We start from the raw sequence: 13,806 nt of genomic DNA on the forward strand, positions 1-13,806 counted from the left end.
CGCGGCCCGGGGGAGGACGAGATGCCGGTGACTCCGATGGATCTCCCGGACGGCACACCCGCGGACGTGCGGGTGCGCGCGGCGTCCACCCCCCGGGTGCCGGTGTCGGATCCGGCGCTCGGCCGCGACGTGCGGGTCGACACCAAGGGGGTGCCCCCGCACCGGCTCGTCGCGATCGGCGACTCGGTGCTGCAGGGGTTCCAGAGCGGCGCCGTCTTCCACACCGACGTCTCGGTCCCCGCGATCGTCGCCCACGAACTCGGCTGGCTCCGCCGGTTCCGCTATCCGCGCTACGGCGGTCCGGGCGGGTTGCCGCTCAACATCGAACTGCTCCTGCGCGATCTCGAGCGACGCTTCGGGCCGTCGGTGAACATGTGGGAGACCCCGCTCGCGCTGTTCGCCGTCCGCGCGTTCATGGACCAGGTGGAGGACTACTGGGAGCGCGGGCCCGGTCGGGAGCCGTCGCTGCCGGCGGCATACCAGCACAACCTGTCCTGTTTCGGCTGGGACCTGCGCGACGCCCTGAGCAAGACCGCCGCGACGTGCGAGGCGGCGATCGCCGCACCGAACGACGACCTGCTCGACCAGATCGTGCAGAACAACGGGGAGCGCGCCGCGTTGCGGGTGTATCCGCGCTGGAGCGACGGGGCGAAGGCGATGACGTTGTTCGACGCGGCCGCGGCGCTCGGCGACGACCACGACGACACGACCGAGTCCGGGATCGAGACGCTGGTGGTGTTCCTCGGCTCCAACAACGCGCTCGGCACGGTCACGGACCTGCGCATCGCATGGAGCGGTCCGGATTTTCGCGACCTCACCGCGAAGGACGCCTACACCATCTGGCGGCCCGAGCACTTCGCGGCCGAGTTCGCGGAGGTGGTCGAGCGGGTGACGGCGATCCGTGCGCGGCACGTCGTGTGGTGCACGATTCCCCACGTCACCATCGCGCCGATCGCGAAGGGACTCGGACGCAAGATGGAACCGGGGTCGCCCTATTTCCCGTACTACACCCGGCCGTGGATCGAGGAGGCGCGGTTCGACCCGGCTCAGGACGAGCACATCACGGGTGCCGGCGCGTACGCGGTGGACGTCGCGATCGACCTGTACAACGAGCGCATCGAGCAGGCGGTCGCCGACGCTCGTTCCGGGGTGCACGGCCCGGCCCGGGACTGGTATCTGCTGGACGTGGCCGGCCTGCTCGAGCGCCTCGCGTCGCGGCGCTTCGTCACCGATGTCGGTGCCCGTCCGGCGTGGTGGACCCCGTACCCGCTCCCGTCCGCACTCGCCGCGCTCGACCCCGTGCCGGACTCGCGGTTCCTGACGGCCGACGGTCGTGGGGGCCGGGCCGCGGGCGGGCTGTTCTCCCTCGACGGCGTGCATCCGACGACGGTCGCGAACGGGATCCTTGCGCAGGAGCTGATCAACGTGATGCGCCGCGCCGGGGTGCAGTTCCACCACGGCAACGGCGGGGTGCGCCCGGATCCGGTGACGGTGGACTTCGAGCGGTTGATCCGCAGGGACACCCTGGTACGGACGCCGCCCGGGAACATCGACTCGACGCTCGGCATCCTCGCGTGGGCGGACGAGATCGGTGACCTCGTCCGGCGCACGCTGAGCATCCGCTTCCGGTGATCAGTTCTCGGCGGGGGCGGTCCTCCGGTCGAGCAGCGGGCCCCACAGTTCGGCCGCGACGGTGTGGGCGCGCCGGTGTCCGTGGACGGTACGTCGGAGTCCCTGGACGGTGCCGGGACCGGTGGCCAGGTCGGTGAGGGCTTCGCACAGGTCGACGATGTCGACGTGGAAGCGCATCGAGGCGTCGAGCAGTTCGTCGAACGCCTGGTCCTCGGTGTAGGAACGGCCCCTTGCGGAGCGGAGAAGAGCCTGCGCGGTGTCGAGTGCCGTCAGGCGTCGTACCGCGGGGATGTCACGGTGTGCTTCGATCGTCAATTGTCCGCCTCTGAGGTGTCGCCACTGGGCGTGTGTCAACTCGTTGTAGTGCGGGTACCCCGCCGGTTCGGCAGTTACCCGAGTTTGTGTCCTCCGTCACAGTACGAGGACTGTGCCGTCGTGTCCACCGTACCCGTGTTTGCCCAGCGCAGGCCGGTGAGTCGGTGCGGTGCCCCCGGGCGTTCCGTCTTCGATGTCCGAATTCCCCGGAGCGGCAGAGAGATCCGACGCCGTGTATGTTGCGCGCCGGTCAGGCCGGAGGCGCCGGGCGGTGATCGAGGAACCAGTCCCGCGCTTGCTGTGCCACGACCTCGAGCGTGCCGGGTTCCTCGAACAGGTGCGTCGCCCCGCGCACGATCCGCAGTTCGTGTTCGCACCGCATGGCCGCGGCGGCCTGCCGGTTCAGTTCGATCACCATGCGATCCAGGCCGCCGACCAGCATGAGCGTGGGGGCGCGGACCCGGCCGAGCCGGGGCATCGCCAGATCGGGTCGCCCGCCGCGGGAGACGACGGCGGCGATCTCCCGGTCCGGATCGGCGGCGGCCCACAGCGCCGCGGCGGCGCCGGTGCTGGCCCCGAAGTAGCCGATCCACTCGGCTTCCGCGCGGACGAGATCGGTCACCTCGCCGAGCCGGCTCGCGAGCAGTTCGATGTCGAAGACGAGGGCGCGGTCGCCCTCCTCGCCGGCGGTCAGCAGGTCGAACAGCAACGTGCCCAGGCCGGCGGCGTTCAGTTCCCCGGCGACGTACCGGTTGCGCGGGCTGAACCGGCTGCTGCCGCTGCCGTGCACGAAGATCACCAGGCCGTCCGATCCGGCGGGGACGGTCAGGGTGCCGGCCAGGCTCACGTCGCGAAGCTCCAGCTCGACGTCCCGGCCGCCGGAATCGACGCCGCGCTCGCGCCGGCTGTCGGCGGTGCTCATCGGGTCCGGCTCAGGCCAGGGTGACGGTGCGGGTGTGCGAGCGGACCGCGGCCTGCAGGTCCTGGCGCGAGAGGGTGTGCGGACCGCACGCGCAGCGCGCGGGCACGTCGTCGTCCTCGAACTGGGTCGCCTCGAGGGTGTCGACGAACTCGGACCCGAGGGATCCGCCGTGGTGCGCGGTCTCGGACCGGTCGCGATTGCCGTGCGCCGTCGGACCACCGCCGGCGACGAGCACCGGCCCCTCCGGGGTGCGGTAGACGGTGGCGACGTTGTGGCTGGCGGGGCACTTCACGCGTACGAGGGCGTGGTCGCTGCGCTGGCTGCCCAACGAATCCACGGCAGCACGAGCCATCCGGCGGCGGTCTGTGGGAAGGAGGTCGGGGATGTTCATGGGACCTATTGCACACCCGATCGCGGCCGGATCGAGGGCTTTCGCGAGCAACGGGCCCGATTCGCCCGTTGCGCTACCAGTGCTCGGGTGTGGCCACTGTGGCGGGCAGCCGGGTACGTGCGTCGCCCCGGGCGGAATCGACCTGTGACTGGACGAGGAACAGGCATCCGGTGAGGTCGGCGCCGCGCAGGTCGGCGTCCCTCAGGTCGGCGCCGATGAGGTCGGCCCGGCGCAGGTCCGCCTCGCGCAGGTCCGCGGCGACGAGGAGGGCGCCGCGCAGGTTCGCACCGTGCAGGTCGGCGCGCCGGAGCTTCGCGCCGAGCAGGTCCGCGCCGCGGCGGTTCTTCCTCCGGCCGGGCACGGCGGCCCGGGCGAGTTCGCTCGCGCGCAACAGCAGGGCATTGATCTCCTGCCGGTGCGCCGCGACGTCGAGTCCGGCGAGGGCGTCGGCGTCGCCGCGGGTCAGCCGGTCGGTCGCGGCACGCGCACCGCGCAGGTCCGCGCGGAGCGGCCCGGAGGTGGGCAGGGACACCGCCTCGTCGAGATACCAGAGCAGCTCGTGCAGTTGGCGCACGACGGGAAAGACGTCGAACATCCGCCGGGCGGTCTGCGGCGCGCGACGCCAGTCCGCGCCGCCGAACGTGACCTGTGAGACCTTCTGGCCGGCGCCGAAACAGTCGTAGACGGTGCACCCGGTGAACCCCTTGCGCCGCAGGTCCCGGTGGATGCCGCAGCGGAAGTCGTCCCGCAGGTTCGGGCAGGGCCGGCCCGCCTCCTTGTCGATCGCGAAATCGGTCGACGCGGCGAAAGGCAGAGCCACACAACACAAACCGAAGCAACTGCCGCAGTCGGCCAGAAGGTCCGGACGGGGAGGGCGGCGGTCCGTTTCGGACAAGGCTCACGTTCCTTTCGGTGGGCGGGGGCGCAGCCGGTGGCCGGCCGAGCCTAGCCCGGCCCGCCCTCCGGGGGCCGCGGTGGGCGGCCCGAGGGGCCGGGCGGTGGCCGCCACGACGGGTCACGCCCGCTGAGTCCGATCAGACGATCGAGGTCCGGGGCGTCGTCGGGAACCGCGACCGCCGGCCCGAAGAGCCCGCCGGCCGCGCGTTCCTCGTCGGTGGTCGCGGCGACGAACGACAGGCACGCGGCCAGCGCGGCGGGATCGCAGGAGAACCTCCGGCCGCTGGCGGTGGCGATGTCCCAGCCGTGGATCACGAGTTCGTCGAGCGCCACGATCCCCGCGACGTGACCGGGCAGATCGATGCCGCCGGCCTGGGTGGTTCCGGTCCATGCGCCGGGATCGCGCCACGCCTCGGCGAGGGCGAGGACCTGCCCGGGGATCCTGGTGCGCCAGTCGTCGCCGAGCCGGGACGCGTCGGCGGACGGTCCCTGCCCGGTGTGGTCGCCGACGGCTTTCCCGGCGGCGGCGGTGAATGCCAGGGACAGCCCGCCCACGTGATCCACCAGGTCCCCGATGGTGGTGCCCGCGCACGGGGTGGGACGGGCGAGTTGTTCGTGCGTGAGCGCGCCGACGAGCCGTGCCATCTCGTGGGCGGCCGGTGCCAGGTCGAGGATCTCGGTCATGAGCGTTCCTTCCGGCGGCGGTGTGCTCATGGTGCCGCACCGGTCCGACAGGTTCGGTCGGCCGTTCCGGACGTCTCGACGCGACGAGAAAATCTACAGTCGAAACAGTAGACTTTCGGCATCGAGGCCGATAACATCGAGGACGTCAACGCGAAGGATCCGGAAGAGGGGCAACCGACGGGTTGCCGGGGAAGTTGCAGAGGGGGCGGAGCCGCACTCGGTTCTGCGGCTCCGCCCCGACGACGCGACGGGCGGACTCTGTGGAGGCTGACCACGTCGCCACCGGAGAGCAGAGCGAGAGGCTGGTGATGCGTATCCCTCGGGATTGCGAACTCGTGTATGTCATTTCCTCGTGCCGGTCGAGGCCGGCACTGTCGTAACCGTCACGAACCCCGGCGCCCCATGTGCCGGGGTTCCCTCTCGTAGCAACGAAGGGCACGTGGATCCCACACCCGACCGCGCTCCCGCGGTCACCAACGAACTCGACAACGACGACTACCCCGCCTTCAGCATGGGTCGCGCCGCTGCGGCGCTCGGGGTCACTCCTGCCTTCCTCCGCAGTCTGGACGACACGGGCCTCGTGGTGCCGCACCGTTCCGGGGGCGGTCACCGCCGCTACTCCCGGAACCAGCTCCGGCTCGTCGCGCGGGTGCGGGAACTGGTCGACAGCGGCACCGCGGTGGACGCGGCGTGCCGGATCGTCTACCTCGAGGATCAGCTCGCCGAAGCGCGAAGTCGCATTCCGAGCAAGTGAGGCACCCGGGTTCGGGTGGCGGGATGTGAACGCAGACACGCCTCCGCGCCGCAGGGGCTACCCCTCGTATAGTCCCGGCGGCGCGGAGGTGCTGTGACCTCGGGCCTGCCGCGCGAACACCCCTCCGCGTGCTCGACGGCCGACCCTGTTCATTTGTTTCATTTGTTTCCCGACTGCCTGACACCTTACCATAAACCGGTCGATCGGTTTGTTGGATTCGAAGAATTCATCCGAGCGACCGACGGGGGACGAAAGCCGTTCCCGGCGTCCGATCCAGTCACTGGACACGGGCGTGCTCCGATTCGTCCGGGTCGTCTATAGTCCCTCGATAAAAGCAGTCCGGCCGGTTTGCAATGAAAGAAGCGACAATGACCGTGGATGCGGACGCAGTGCCCCGGAACAGTCCCGTCCTCGGTTTCGAGTCGACGGTGCCCAGGCGGTACGTCCACCGGCAATCGGTGTCGGAGGTGTTCCTGACGGACTGCACGTCCGCCGGCGCCGACCATCGATTCCTGCTGGGCGCGCAGTGGCCACGGCTGCACGGCTTCTACCGGACCGAAACCGGCCGATACGACACCATGCTGATCGCCGAGACCCTGCGCCAGACGGCGATCTACTTGGGGCACACGCAATATCGCGTTCCCCTCGGTCATCCGTTCGTCATGCAGACCCTGCGGGTGGACGCGGCGGTGCAGGCGCTCGCCATCGGTACCGGCGCCGCGGAGGTCGTCCTCGACGCCTGCCTGGAGGACCCGGTGTACCGCGGCGGGCTGCTGTCCCAGTTCGATCTGACGGTGGTGTTCGTCGTCGGCGGACGGCAGGTGGGCACCGGACAGGGAGTGGCGAACGTCCTCACCCCCGACGACTACCAGCGGCTGCGCTGGAACGGCACCGGCCCGCGCACGATCGGGGATCCCGTCTGCCCCCCGGCGATTCCCCCCGCCGTCGTCGGGCAGTCCCGGCCACTGGACGTCGTGCTCGGTCCGCAGTACGCCGAGAACCGCTGGCGCCTGCGGGTCGACGATCGTCATCCGGTCCTGTTCGACCACCCCAGCGATCACGTTCCCGGCATGCTCGTCCTCGAGGCGTTCCGGCAGAGCGCCCGCGCCGCATGCGGCCGCCCACACGCCGACGTCGACCTCATCGAGGCCGCCTACCACCGGTTCGTCGAACTGGACGAGCGGGCGAACGTGGTGGCGCGGATCGATCCGCACGATCCGTGGACCGTGCGGACCTCGGTCGAGCAGTGGGGCGAGGCGCTGGCGACCGGCACGGTGCGGCTCGCACCGGATCGGTCACGATGCTGACCGCCGCGTGGCGTTCAGTCGGCGGGCGGCGTCCAGCGGGCCCGACGGATCCGCGGGATCTCACCGTGGCGGTCTGCGGGCATTACGGCGGTCAGCAACAGGATCCACATCTCGTCGAGGCGCTGTTCGAGATCCTGCCGGTGGGTGAGGACGTTGGACACGAGCTGGACGCCGTTGTAGGCGGAGATCACGAACCGGGCCAGCATGGCCGCGTCGATCGTGTCGAGGATGTCGCCCTGGGCGATCGCCTGCTCGGTGAGCTTCTCGCAGGCGGCGATCCAGTCCAGGTACGGGCCGGTGGGACCGTCGGTGGCGCTGAGTTCGAGCGTCAGGCGGATGCCGGCCCGCACGATCGGCTCGTCGATCATCTGCCGCGCCATCTCGTGCGAGAGCATCACGATCTGCTCGAGTGCGGAAATGTCGAGGCCCGCGATGGCCTCGACCGCGGCGATCGAGATGCGATGCTGCTCCTCGATGACGACTTGGGCGAGTTCGTCCTTCGACCGGAAGTGGAAGTAGAGGGCGCCCTTGGTGATGCCCGAGCTCTCGACGATCGCGCCGAGGCTCGCGCCCTCGTAGCCCGACCGTTCGAAGTTCTCGGCCGCGCCGAGAACGATCTGCTGCCTGGTCGCCACCGCCCGCGCTTGCTGAGCCATCCGTCCTCACTCCGTTCCCACCCTGTGTTCCGACGAGGTGCATCGTGACGAACCCCATCGGGTTTCCCCCACCCGGCCGAATGGTACCCACAGTAATGGACCGCCGCCGCGACGAAGGTTCGTCGCAACCCCTGCGAATCGCGCTGATCGGCGCCACCGGCTTCGTCGGGGGCGCCGTGCTCGCGGCGCTCACGGCGTCCGGCGTGCCCTGCACGGCCGTCGCGCGACGGCCGGACGAGCTGCCCCCCGCCGCGACGCGGAGGGCCGCGGCGGACCTGACCGAACCGTCGTCCCTGGACGCCGTGGTCGCCGCCGCCGACGTGATCGTGCACGCCGCCTCCTACACCGGATCGGACCCGCAGACGTGCGACGCGGTAAACCGTGCCGGGACCGGGAACCTCCTGGCCGCGGCGGCCCGGCAGCACCGGCCGCACGTGATCTACGTCAGCACGATCGGGGTCTACGGTCCCGGCCCGCACCGCGGTGTCGACGAGGACGCCGTCGTGCCGAATCCGGTCTCGGTGCTCAGCGAGAGCCGGCTCGCGGCCGAACTGGCCGTGCGTGATTACGGCGGCACCGTGGTGCGGGCCGCCTTCGTCTACGGGCCCGGAGACCGCTGGTTCGTGCCCGGCATCGCGCAGATCCTCACTCGCCTCGGCGCCTGGGTCGAGGACGGCCGCCCCCTGCTGTCGGTGATCTCGGTCGGCGATCTCGGTCGCCTGATCGCGGCGCTCGCGGTCCGCGGCACCCGCCCCGGCTCCGGCGGCGATGTCCTGCACGCCGCCCACCCGGATCCGGTGAGTGTGCGGGCCCTCGCGTCGGCCTTCGCCCGCGACGCCGGATTCGACCTGCCCCGCACCAGTCTCGGGTACGACGAGGCCGTGGCCGTCGCGCCGGAGCGGGGACTGACCGAGCGGCACATAGATCTCGCCGGCCACGACCACTACTACGACGCGGCGCGCATCTGGCGGGAGACCGGGCTGCGGGTGCCGCCCCCTGGCTTCGGTCCATAGGGGCCCTCCCGGCGCGGGCTCGGTTCCGTTCCCGGCCACCGGGAACGACCGGGGCGCCTCGGGGCGCGGCAGCTACCGTCGCGACGGTGACCACCGTTCCGGCTTCGAGTAGTACGTCGCATCCCCTGCTGTCCGGAAGAACGGCGATCGTCACCGGAGGGGCGAACGGCATCGGCGCGGCCGTCGTCCGGCTGTTCGCCGAGCACGGTGCCGGCGTCGTCCTCGTCGACACCGATCGTGGGGCGGCCGAGCGGCTGGCCGCCCGAATTCCCGGCGTGGTGCCGATCGTCGGCGACGCCGCGGACCCGGCCGTCGCGACGGAGGCCGCGAGCCATGCCCCGGACGTACTCGTCAACAACGTCGGTGACTTCCTCCGCCCGTCGACGCCCTTCGCGGAGGCCGACGAATCCGAATGGGAGGCCCTGGCCCGCGCCAATCTCGACCACGCCCTGCGGATGACCCGCGCGGTCCTTCCGGGCATGATCGACCGCGGCCGGGGCGGCTCCGTCGTCAACGTCACCACGGTCGAGGCGCACCGCGGCATTCCCGGGCACGTCGTGTACGGCACGTACAAGGCCGGGCTGCGGCACTTCACCCGCAGTCTCGCCGTCGAGGTCGGCCGGCACGGCATCCGGGTGAACGCGATCGCGCCCGACCTGATCGCGACGCCGCAGGTGCCGTACGAGCGGCTCGTGCCGGAGGCGGACCGGCACCGCTGGCCGGGGTGGGCGCCGCTGGGCGGCCCGGGCCGCCCCGAGGACGTCGCCGGACCGGCCCTGTTCCTCGCCTCCGACCTCTCCCGCTACGTCACGGGGTCCACCGTTCACGTCGACGGTGGCAGCTACGCGGCCGGCGGCTGGTTCCAGCGCGCCGACGGGTCGTGGACCAATCGTCCCCTAGCGCCCTGACCGGATCCTCTACACCCGAAGGGTTTTCGCGTGAAATTCCTCCCCCCGACGCTGAGCGTCAATCTCCCCAATTTCGGCGACGTGCTGGCCCGCGACAACTTCGCCCACCTCGTGGACGTCGCGGTCCGGGCCGAGGAATGCGGCGTGGACCGTGTGAACGTCACCGACCATGTCGTGATGGGAGCCGACACCTCCGGTTACGCGTGGGGACCGTTCGCCACCGAACCCGATGCGATGTGGCTCGAACCCATGACCGTGCTCGCGGTGATCGCCGGCCGGACCCGCACGATTCGCCTCGGCACCGGCGTGATCATCGCGGCGCTGCGGGGCGCCGCCGTGCTCGCCAAGACCGCGGCCACCCTGGACCACATGTCGGGTGGGCGGCTCGACCTCGGGGTCGGAACAGGCTGGCAGGAGAAGGAATACGAGGCCGCGGGACTGAGCTTCGCCGATCGTGGCCCGCTGCTCGACGACACGCTCGCCGCCTGCCGGGCGCTGTGGGAGCACGCCCCGGCCTCGGTGCAGCGCCCGAGCGTGGCGTTCACCGACGTGTACTGTGCGCCGCGTCCCGGCGGCCGTCGCATCCCGGTCTGGGTCTCGGGGTCGTTGTCGAAGCCGGTGATCCGCCGGCTCGCCCGGTGGGGCGACGGGTGGATTCCCATCATGGGTGCCGGCCCGGACGAGCTGCGCCGGGGCCGCGATCTGCTCCGCGGCGCGCTCGAGCGGGACGGCCGCGATCCCGACGTCCTGCAGATCCGCGGACGGCTGCAGGTGGTCCACGACTCGGCCGGCGAGATCGCCGTGCCCGCGACGGCGCAGGCGGTGAAGGAGCTTCTCGCCGTGGGTGTCACCGACGTGATGGTGCCGCTGACCCTGGTGCATCCCGATCCGGACCGGGCCGCGGACCGGCTCGCGACGCTCGTCACGGTGCTGCGGGAGGCGGCCCTCTAGCGGCGGCGGGCCGCCCACGCGGTGCGGCTGCCACGGACCGTCAGGTCGCCGCGGTGCAGCAGACCGTCGGGGCTGTCGGGCGCCAGCACAGCGTCGAGGGTCTCGAGATCGTCGGTGGCCAGCCGGCCGTCGAGCGCGGCGCGGATGCGGGACAGGTAGGCGTGTGCGTAGCGGGCCGCGCTCGGTGGTGCCGACGCCGCCGCCACGGTGAAGCTGCGCTGGGCGGTGACCTCGAAACCGGCCCGCTCCAGGTGGGTCCGCCAGTCCGGGTGCGCGTTCCAGCCCGCGCGCGCCAGGGCCTCGTGGCAGCGCCGCTCCAGGCCCGGCCTGCCCCGCCCGACGTCGTCGGGCAGGAACCGGGGCAGCTCGTCCATCTCGACGACCACCAGCAGGCCACCGGGATTCAGTGCGGCGTGGAGGTCGCGCAGCACCCTGTCCGGGTCGGCGACCTCGTGCAGCGACGAGGCCGCCCACGCGACATCGACCGTACCGATCGAGGGCCAGGCGGCATCCAGGTCGGCGAGCACGACCCGGAGCCGCTCGGCCGTGCCGTGCTCGGCCGCGGCGGCGCGGACGCGTGCAAGCATCGACGCCGACCTGTCGACCGCGACGATCTCGGCGGCGGGGAAGCGGCGCCCGAGCGCCAGGCTGCCCGTGCCCGTTCCGGCGCCGACGTCGACGATCGTGCGCGGCCCCTGCGGGGCGTGCTGCTCGGCCCACGCGGTCACCTCGTCCAGGTACGAGCCCAGTACCTCCGCGTCCAGGTCCAGTAGTTCGGCCAGCCCGGGGTCGTGGTGTGCGTGCCGGCTGCCGGGGGGCTGATGATCGTGCGTCATGGCTGCCACGGTAGCGACTTCGATGCGTGAAGGGCATACCATCTTGCGTATGACGCAAGATCTCGATCTGGACGCCGTGATCCGCCGACGCATCCGCGGCCTGCGACTGGCCCGTGGCTGGTCGCTCGATTCGCTGGCGGCCCGCTGCCGGCTCAGCCCGTCGACGCTGAGCCGCATCGAGACCGGCAACCGCCGGATCGCTCTGGATCAACTGGTGCCGATTGCCCGGGCCCTGGGCACCACGCTCGATCAGCTCGTCGAATCCGCCGAGGACGAGGACGTGGTGATCCGGCCGCAGCCCGAGCACATGCCCGGGGTGACCACGTGGCTGCTGTCCCGGGAACGTGCCCTGCACGGCGTGACGGTGGCGAAGATGCGTATCACCCCCGACCGGTCCACCGGAACCGGTGCGGCGAAGGTGCATCCGGGCCGGGAGTGGTTCACCGTGCTCTCCGGCACGGCCCGATTGCAGCTGGGCGAGCGGACCGTGCTCGTGCGGACCGGCGAGGCCGCCGCGTTCTCGACGATGGTCCCGCACGTGATCGGTGCCCACGACGGTCCGGTGGAGATTCTCACGATCTTCGACCACGACGGCGAGCGTGCCCACCTCCACGGTGCGGACGACGCGTCGCGGCCGTGACGCCGGCGGCTACAGCGGTTTCAGAAAGTCGAAGAACCCGGGCGTGTGCACCTGCCGCAGCCGGGTGAGCGCGCGGTAGCTGATCAGCCACACGCCGTCGACCCTCCGGTACTCCTCGTGGTAGTGGCCCCAGCCGTGCAGGTGCTCCTCGACCGCTCCGTTCGTCCACCACAGTTGGTCCTCCATCGCCCAGATCCCGGTGGCCGTGGTGTCGGAGGTGAGCGTGATCTCGGGTGTGTGACCGTGGTGCGCGCTGGTGACCGGCGTGCCTCCGTCGAGCAGGTTCTCGATCGCGCGCCGCAGCGGTTCCCGGCCCACCACCCGGTTGGCGCGATCACCGGTCCGCGGCTGGGTGTCCTCGGGCAGGCCGCCCCACGTCTCGCTCACGACGTCCTCGGTGTGCAGCGTGGGATAAAGGTCCCATTGCTTGGTGTCCATCACGCGAAGCCGCGCGGCGAAGAGCCGCTTGATCTCCTCGACGGCCAGCAGTTGTTCCGCGGCGGTCATCGTCAGGGCCGGTTCCGTATGCGTCACAAGGGCTTTCCCTTCACTCGGTAGCGGATCGGAGCAGCCGCACCTCGCGGTCGGCGGTGAGGTCGACGACCAGTTCCCGGCGCGCGATGCGCCACCCGTCCGGCACGCGGCGGTACTCGTCCCGGTAGCGGACGGACACCGTGTAGTCCCGGTATCCGGCGCCGCTCGGGTACACGTGGTGCGCCTCGCAATACAGCTCGCCCCGGGCCCGGTCGCCGTCGAAGTCGATCACATGCTGGCCGAGGACGTGCCGGGTGGAGTGCAGGTGCGCGACCGCGGCGAGCACCCCCTCGGCGATCGGCCCTGCTCCGGTGAGCACCGGGTCGTGCCCGCGACGGACCAGTCCCGGCGGCTGCACGAACTCGGCGTCGTCGGCGAACAGCGAGCGCAGCACGGCCGGATCGCGCCGGTCGACGGCGCGGGCATACCGTGCGACGACGTCCGCGAGGGCGAGGCGGTCCTCGACGGGGCTGCTCATGCCGGCATTCTCCATCGCCCGCCGGCCGGCGCGCGTCCCTCGTCCCGCTGACCGGACGGCGCCGCGCCGGGGCGGGTGAAGCGCAGGACGGGGCAGGTGCCTGGATGGTCGGTGACGGTCACGACCAGGCCGGCGTTCTCGGTGACGGCGGGGAGCAGCGCGGCATACGTCGCGGCGAGGGCGTCGGCGAACGTGCGGCGGTGCGGTGTCACCGATCGCGCGGCGCCGGGACGCAGCACGGTCGCCGTCCCGGCGCCGGCGGGTGCGCGCTCGCCGGTGAACACCACGTGGTCGAACCGGTCGGCGGTGATCGCATCGTCGTGTTCGCCGACGCCGATCATCACCGCGATGTCCGTGGGGTCGAGCATGGACTCGGCGGCCTCGGAGAGGACACGCACGGTGCGCGGCAGGCCCTGCGCCGGCATCAGGACGGCACGGTGCCCGGTGCCGACCGCGCTGACCCACGGCCCCAGCAGCGAGAACAGGGGAGCGGTGCGGGTTCCGAGGATGGCCACCGTCCCGGCGTCGTGGTGGGGGCCGCAGTGCCACAGCGCTCCGGACGGTCCGGGGATCCGGTAGGTGGGACGGGCGGCGGTGCCCCAGCCTTCCAGGGACTCCCGGACGCGGTGCAGCGCCGTCAGGGAGGTGACGATGTCGTCCATGACCACGTGCGACGGCAGCACACCGTCGAAGTCCGCGTGGACCGCCTCGGTCAGCGGCTTGTGGTGCCGCACGAGCACGTCGATCATCGCGCGGACGGTCCGGACGCGGTGCGCGGGATCGGTGGCCGGCGCGGTCGCGGGCGCACGGCGCTGCCGATCGAGTACAGCGGAAAGCTGCTCGGGGAACGAGGATTCCATGGGGCCTCCTGTCGTCACCGCCGCGTAC

17 protein-coding genes are annotated in these 13,806 nt (G+C 71.6%); 7 read left to right on the forward strand and 10 right to left on the reverse strand.

Features of this window, described 5'->3' with window-relative positions; all coding sequences use genetic code 11:
- Nucleotides 1–21: 21 nt before the first annotated feature.
- On the forward strand, nt 22–1,632 hold the full coding sequence (locus G6039_RS11180; protein WP_043798667.1) for a hypothetical protein: 1,611 nt from the start codon (nt 22–24) through the stop codon (nt 1,630–1,632).
- Here G6039_RS11180 and G6039_RS11185 read toward each other — a convergent pair whose 3' ends face one another.
- The 5 genes from G6039_RS11185 to G6039_RS11205 form a co-directional block, all read right to left on the reverse strand.
- Nucleotides 1,633–1,947 carry an ANTAR domain-containing protein gene (locus G6039_RS11185; protein WP_006931619.1) on the reverse strand — a complete coding sequence of 105 codons (315 nt, stop codon included), beginning with the start codon at nt 1,945–1,947 and terminating at the stop codon, nt 1,633–1,635.
- Between the two features lie 250 nt (nt 1,948–2,197).
- The gene (locus tag G6039_RS11190) at nt 2,198–2,869 is read right to left on the reverse strand and encodes a dienelactone hydrolase family protein (protein ID WP_043798665.1); all 672 of its coding nucleotides are present in this window, start codon (nt 2,867–2,869) and stop codon (nt 2,198–2,200) included.
- A gap of 10 nt (nt 2,870–2,879) precedes the next feature.
- On the reverse strand, nt 2,880–3,221 hold the full coding sequence (locus G6039_RS11195; protein WP_230304533.1) for a hypothetical protein: 342 nt from the start codon (nt 3,219–3,221) through the stop codon (nt 2,880–2,882).
- Between the two features lie 112 nt (nt 3,222–3,333).
- Nucleotides 3,334–4,080 (reverse strand): pentapeptide repeat-containing protein, encoded by a 747-nt coding sequence (locus tag G6039_RS11200; protein WP_006931611.1) that lies wholly within the window; start codon nt 4,078–4,080, stop codon nt 3,334–3,336.
- 125 nt (nt 4,081–4,205) lie between these two features.
- A complete protein-coding gene (locus tag G6039_RS11205) occupies nt 4,206–4,841 on the reverse strand; it encodes a TIGR03086 family metal-binding protein (RefSeq protein WP_043798663.1) in 636 nt (211 codons plus the stop codon).
- Nucleotides 4,842–5,280: 439 nt separating this feature from the next.
- Here G6039_RS11205 and G6039_RS11210 point away from each other — a divergent pair, with 439 nt between their 5' ends.
- Both G6039_RS11210 and G6039_RS11215 read left to right on the forward strand, forming a co-directional pair.
- Nucleotides 5,281–5,595: a helix-turn-helix domain-containing protein gene (locus tag G6039_RS11210; RefSeq protein ID WP_029545995.1), complete on the forward strand. Its 315-nt coding sequence runs from the start codon at nt 5,281–5,283 to the stop codon at nt 5,593–5,595.
- Between the two features lie 368 nt (nt 5,596–5,963).
- Nucleotides 5,964–6,902, forward strand: coding sequence for a ScbA/BarX family gamma-butyrolactone biosynthesis protein (locus G6039_RS11215; RefSeq protein WP_029545993.1), 939 nt, complete (start codon nt 5,964–5,966; stop codon nt 6,900–6,902).
- Between the two features lie 14 nt (nt 6,903–6,916).
- Here G6039_RS11215 and G6039_RS11220 read toward each other — a convergent pair whose 3' ends face one another.
- Nucleotides 6,917–7,558, reverse strand: coding sequence for a ScbR family autoregulator-binding transcription factor (locus G6039_RS11220; RefSeq protein ID WP_043798660.1), 642 nt, complete (start codon nt 7,556–7,558; stop codon nt 6,917–6,919).
- A 95-nt stretch (nt 7,559–7,653) separates the two neighbouring features.
- Here G6039_RS11220 and G6039_RS11225 point away from each other — a divergent pair, with 95 nt between their 5' ends.
- The 3 genes from G6039_RS11225 (at nt 7,654) to G6039_RS11235 (ending at nt 10,430) form a co-directional block, all read left to right on the forward strand.
- Nucleotides 7,654–8,571 (forward strand): NAD-dependent epimerase/dehydratase family protein, encoded by a 918-nt coding sequence (locus tag G6039_RS11225; RefSeq protein ID WP_051359213.1) that lies wholly within the window; start codon nt 7,654–7,656, stop codon nt 8,569–8,571.
- Between the two features lie 86 nt (nt 8,572–8,657).
- A complete protein-coding gene (locus G6039_RS11230) occupies nt 8,658–9,479 on the forward strand; it encodes an SDR family NAD(P)-dependent oxidoreductase (RefSeq protein WP_043798658.1) in 822 nt (273 codons plus the stop codon).
- 30 nt (nt 9,480–9,509) lie between these two features.
- Complete coding sequence (locus tag G6039_RS11235) at nt 9,510–10,430, forward strand: TIGR03619 family F420-dependent LLM class oxidoreductase (RefSeq protein WP_043798656.1); 921 nt, start codon at nt 9,510–9,512, stop codon at nt 10,428–10,430.
- On the opposite strand, the gene G6039_RS11240 is transcribed toward G6039_RS11235, so the two are convergent.
- Nucleotides 10,427–11,266 carry a class I SAM-dependent methyltransferase gene (locus tag G6039_RS11240; protein ID WP_043798654.1) on the reverse strand — a complete coding sequence of 280 codons (840 nt, stop codon included), beginning with the start codon at nt 11,264–11,266 and terminating at the stop codon, nt 10,427–10,429. The genes G6039_RS11235 and G6039_RS11240 overlap by 4 nt on opposite strands.
- A 49-nt stretch (nt 11,267–11,315) precedes the next feature.
- On the opposite strand from G6039_RS11240, the gene G6039_RS11245 reads away from it, so the two are divergent.
- Nucleotides 11,316–11,906: a helix-turn-helix domain-containing protein gene (locus tag G6039_RS11245; RefSeq protein WP_043798652.1), complete on the forward strand. Its 591-nt coding sequence runs from the start codon at nt 11,316–11,318 to the stop codon at nt 11,904–11,906.
- 9 nt (nt 11,907–11,915) lie between these two features.
- Here G6039_RS11245 and G6039_RS11250 read toward each other — a convergent pair whose 3' ends face one another.
- Genes G6039_RS11250 through G6039_RS11260 form a run of 3 tightly spaced genes read right to left on the reverse strand, consistent with a single transcriptional unit; the run spans nt 11,916 to nt 13,778 of the window.
- Nucleotides 11,916–12,413: a nuclear transport factor 2 family protein gene (locus tag G6039_RS11250; RefSeq protein WP_206530947.1), complete on the reverse strand. Its 498-nt coding sequence runs from the start codon at nt 12,411–12,413 to the stop codon at nt 11,916–11,918.
- 40 nt (nt 12,414–12,453) lie between these two features.
- Entirely contained in the window at nt 12,454–12,918 is a 465-nt protein-coding gene (locus G6039_RS11255; RefSeq protein ID WP_043798734.1) for a nuclear transport factor 2 family protein, read from the reverse strand.
- Nucleotides 12,915–13,778 carry an aldehyde dehydrogenase family protein gene (locus tag G6039_RS11260; protein WP_043798648.1) on the reverse strand — a complete coding sequence of 288 codons (864 nt, stop codon included), beginning with the start codon at nt 13,776–13,778 and terminating at the stop codon, nt 12,915–12,917. The genes G6039_RS11255 and G6039_RS11260 overlap by 4 nt, the downstream gene beginning before the upstream one ends.
- Nucleotides 13,779–13,806 lie beyond the last annotated feature (28 nt).

The organism is Rhodococcus aetherivorans (genome assembly GCF_011058165.1).
GTDB classification, from domain to species: Bacteria; Actinomycetota; Actinomycetes; order Mycobacteriales; family Mycobacteriaceae; genus Rhodococcus; species Rhodococcus aetherivorans.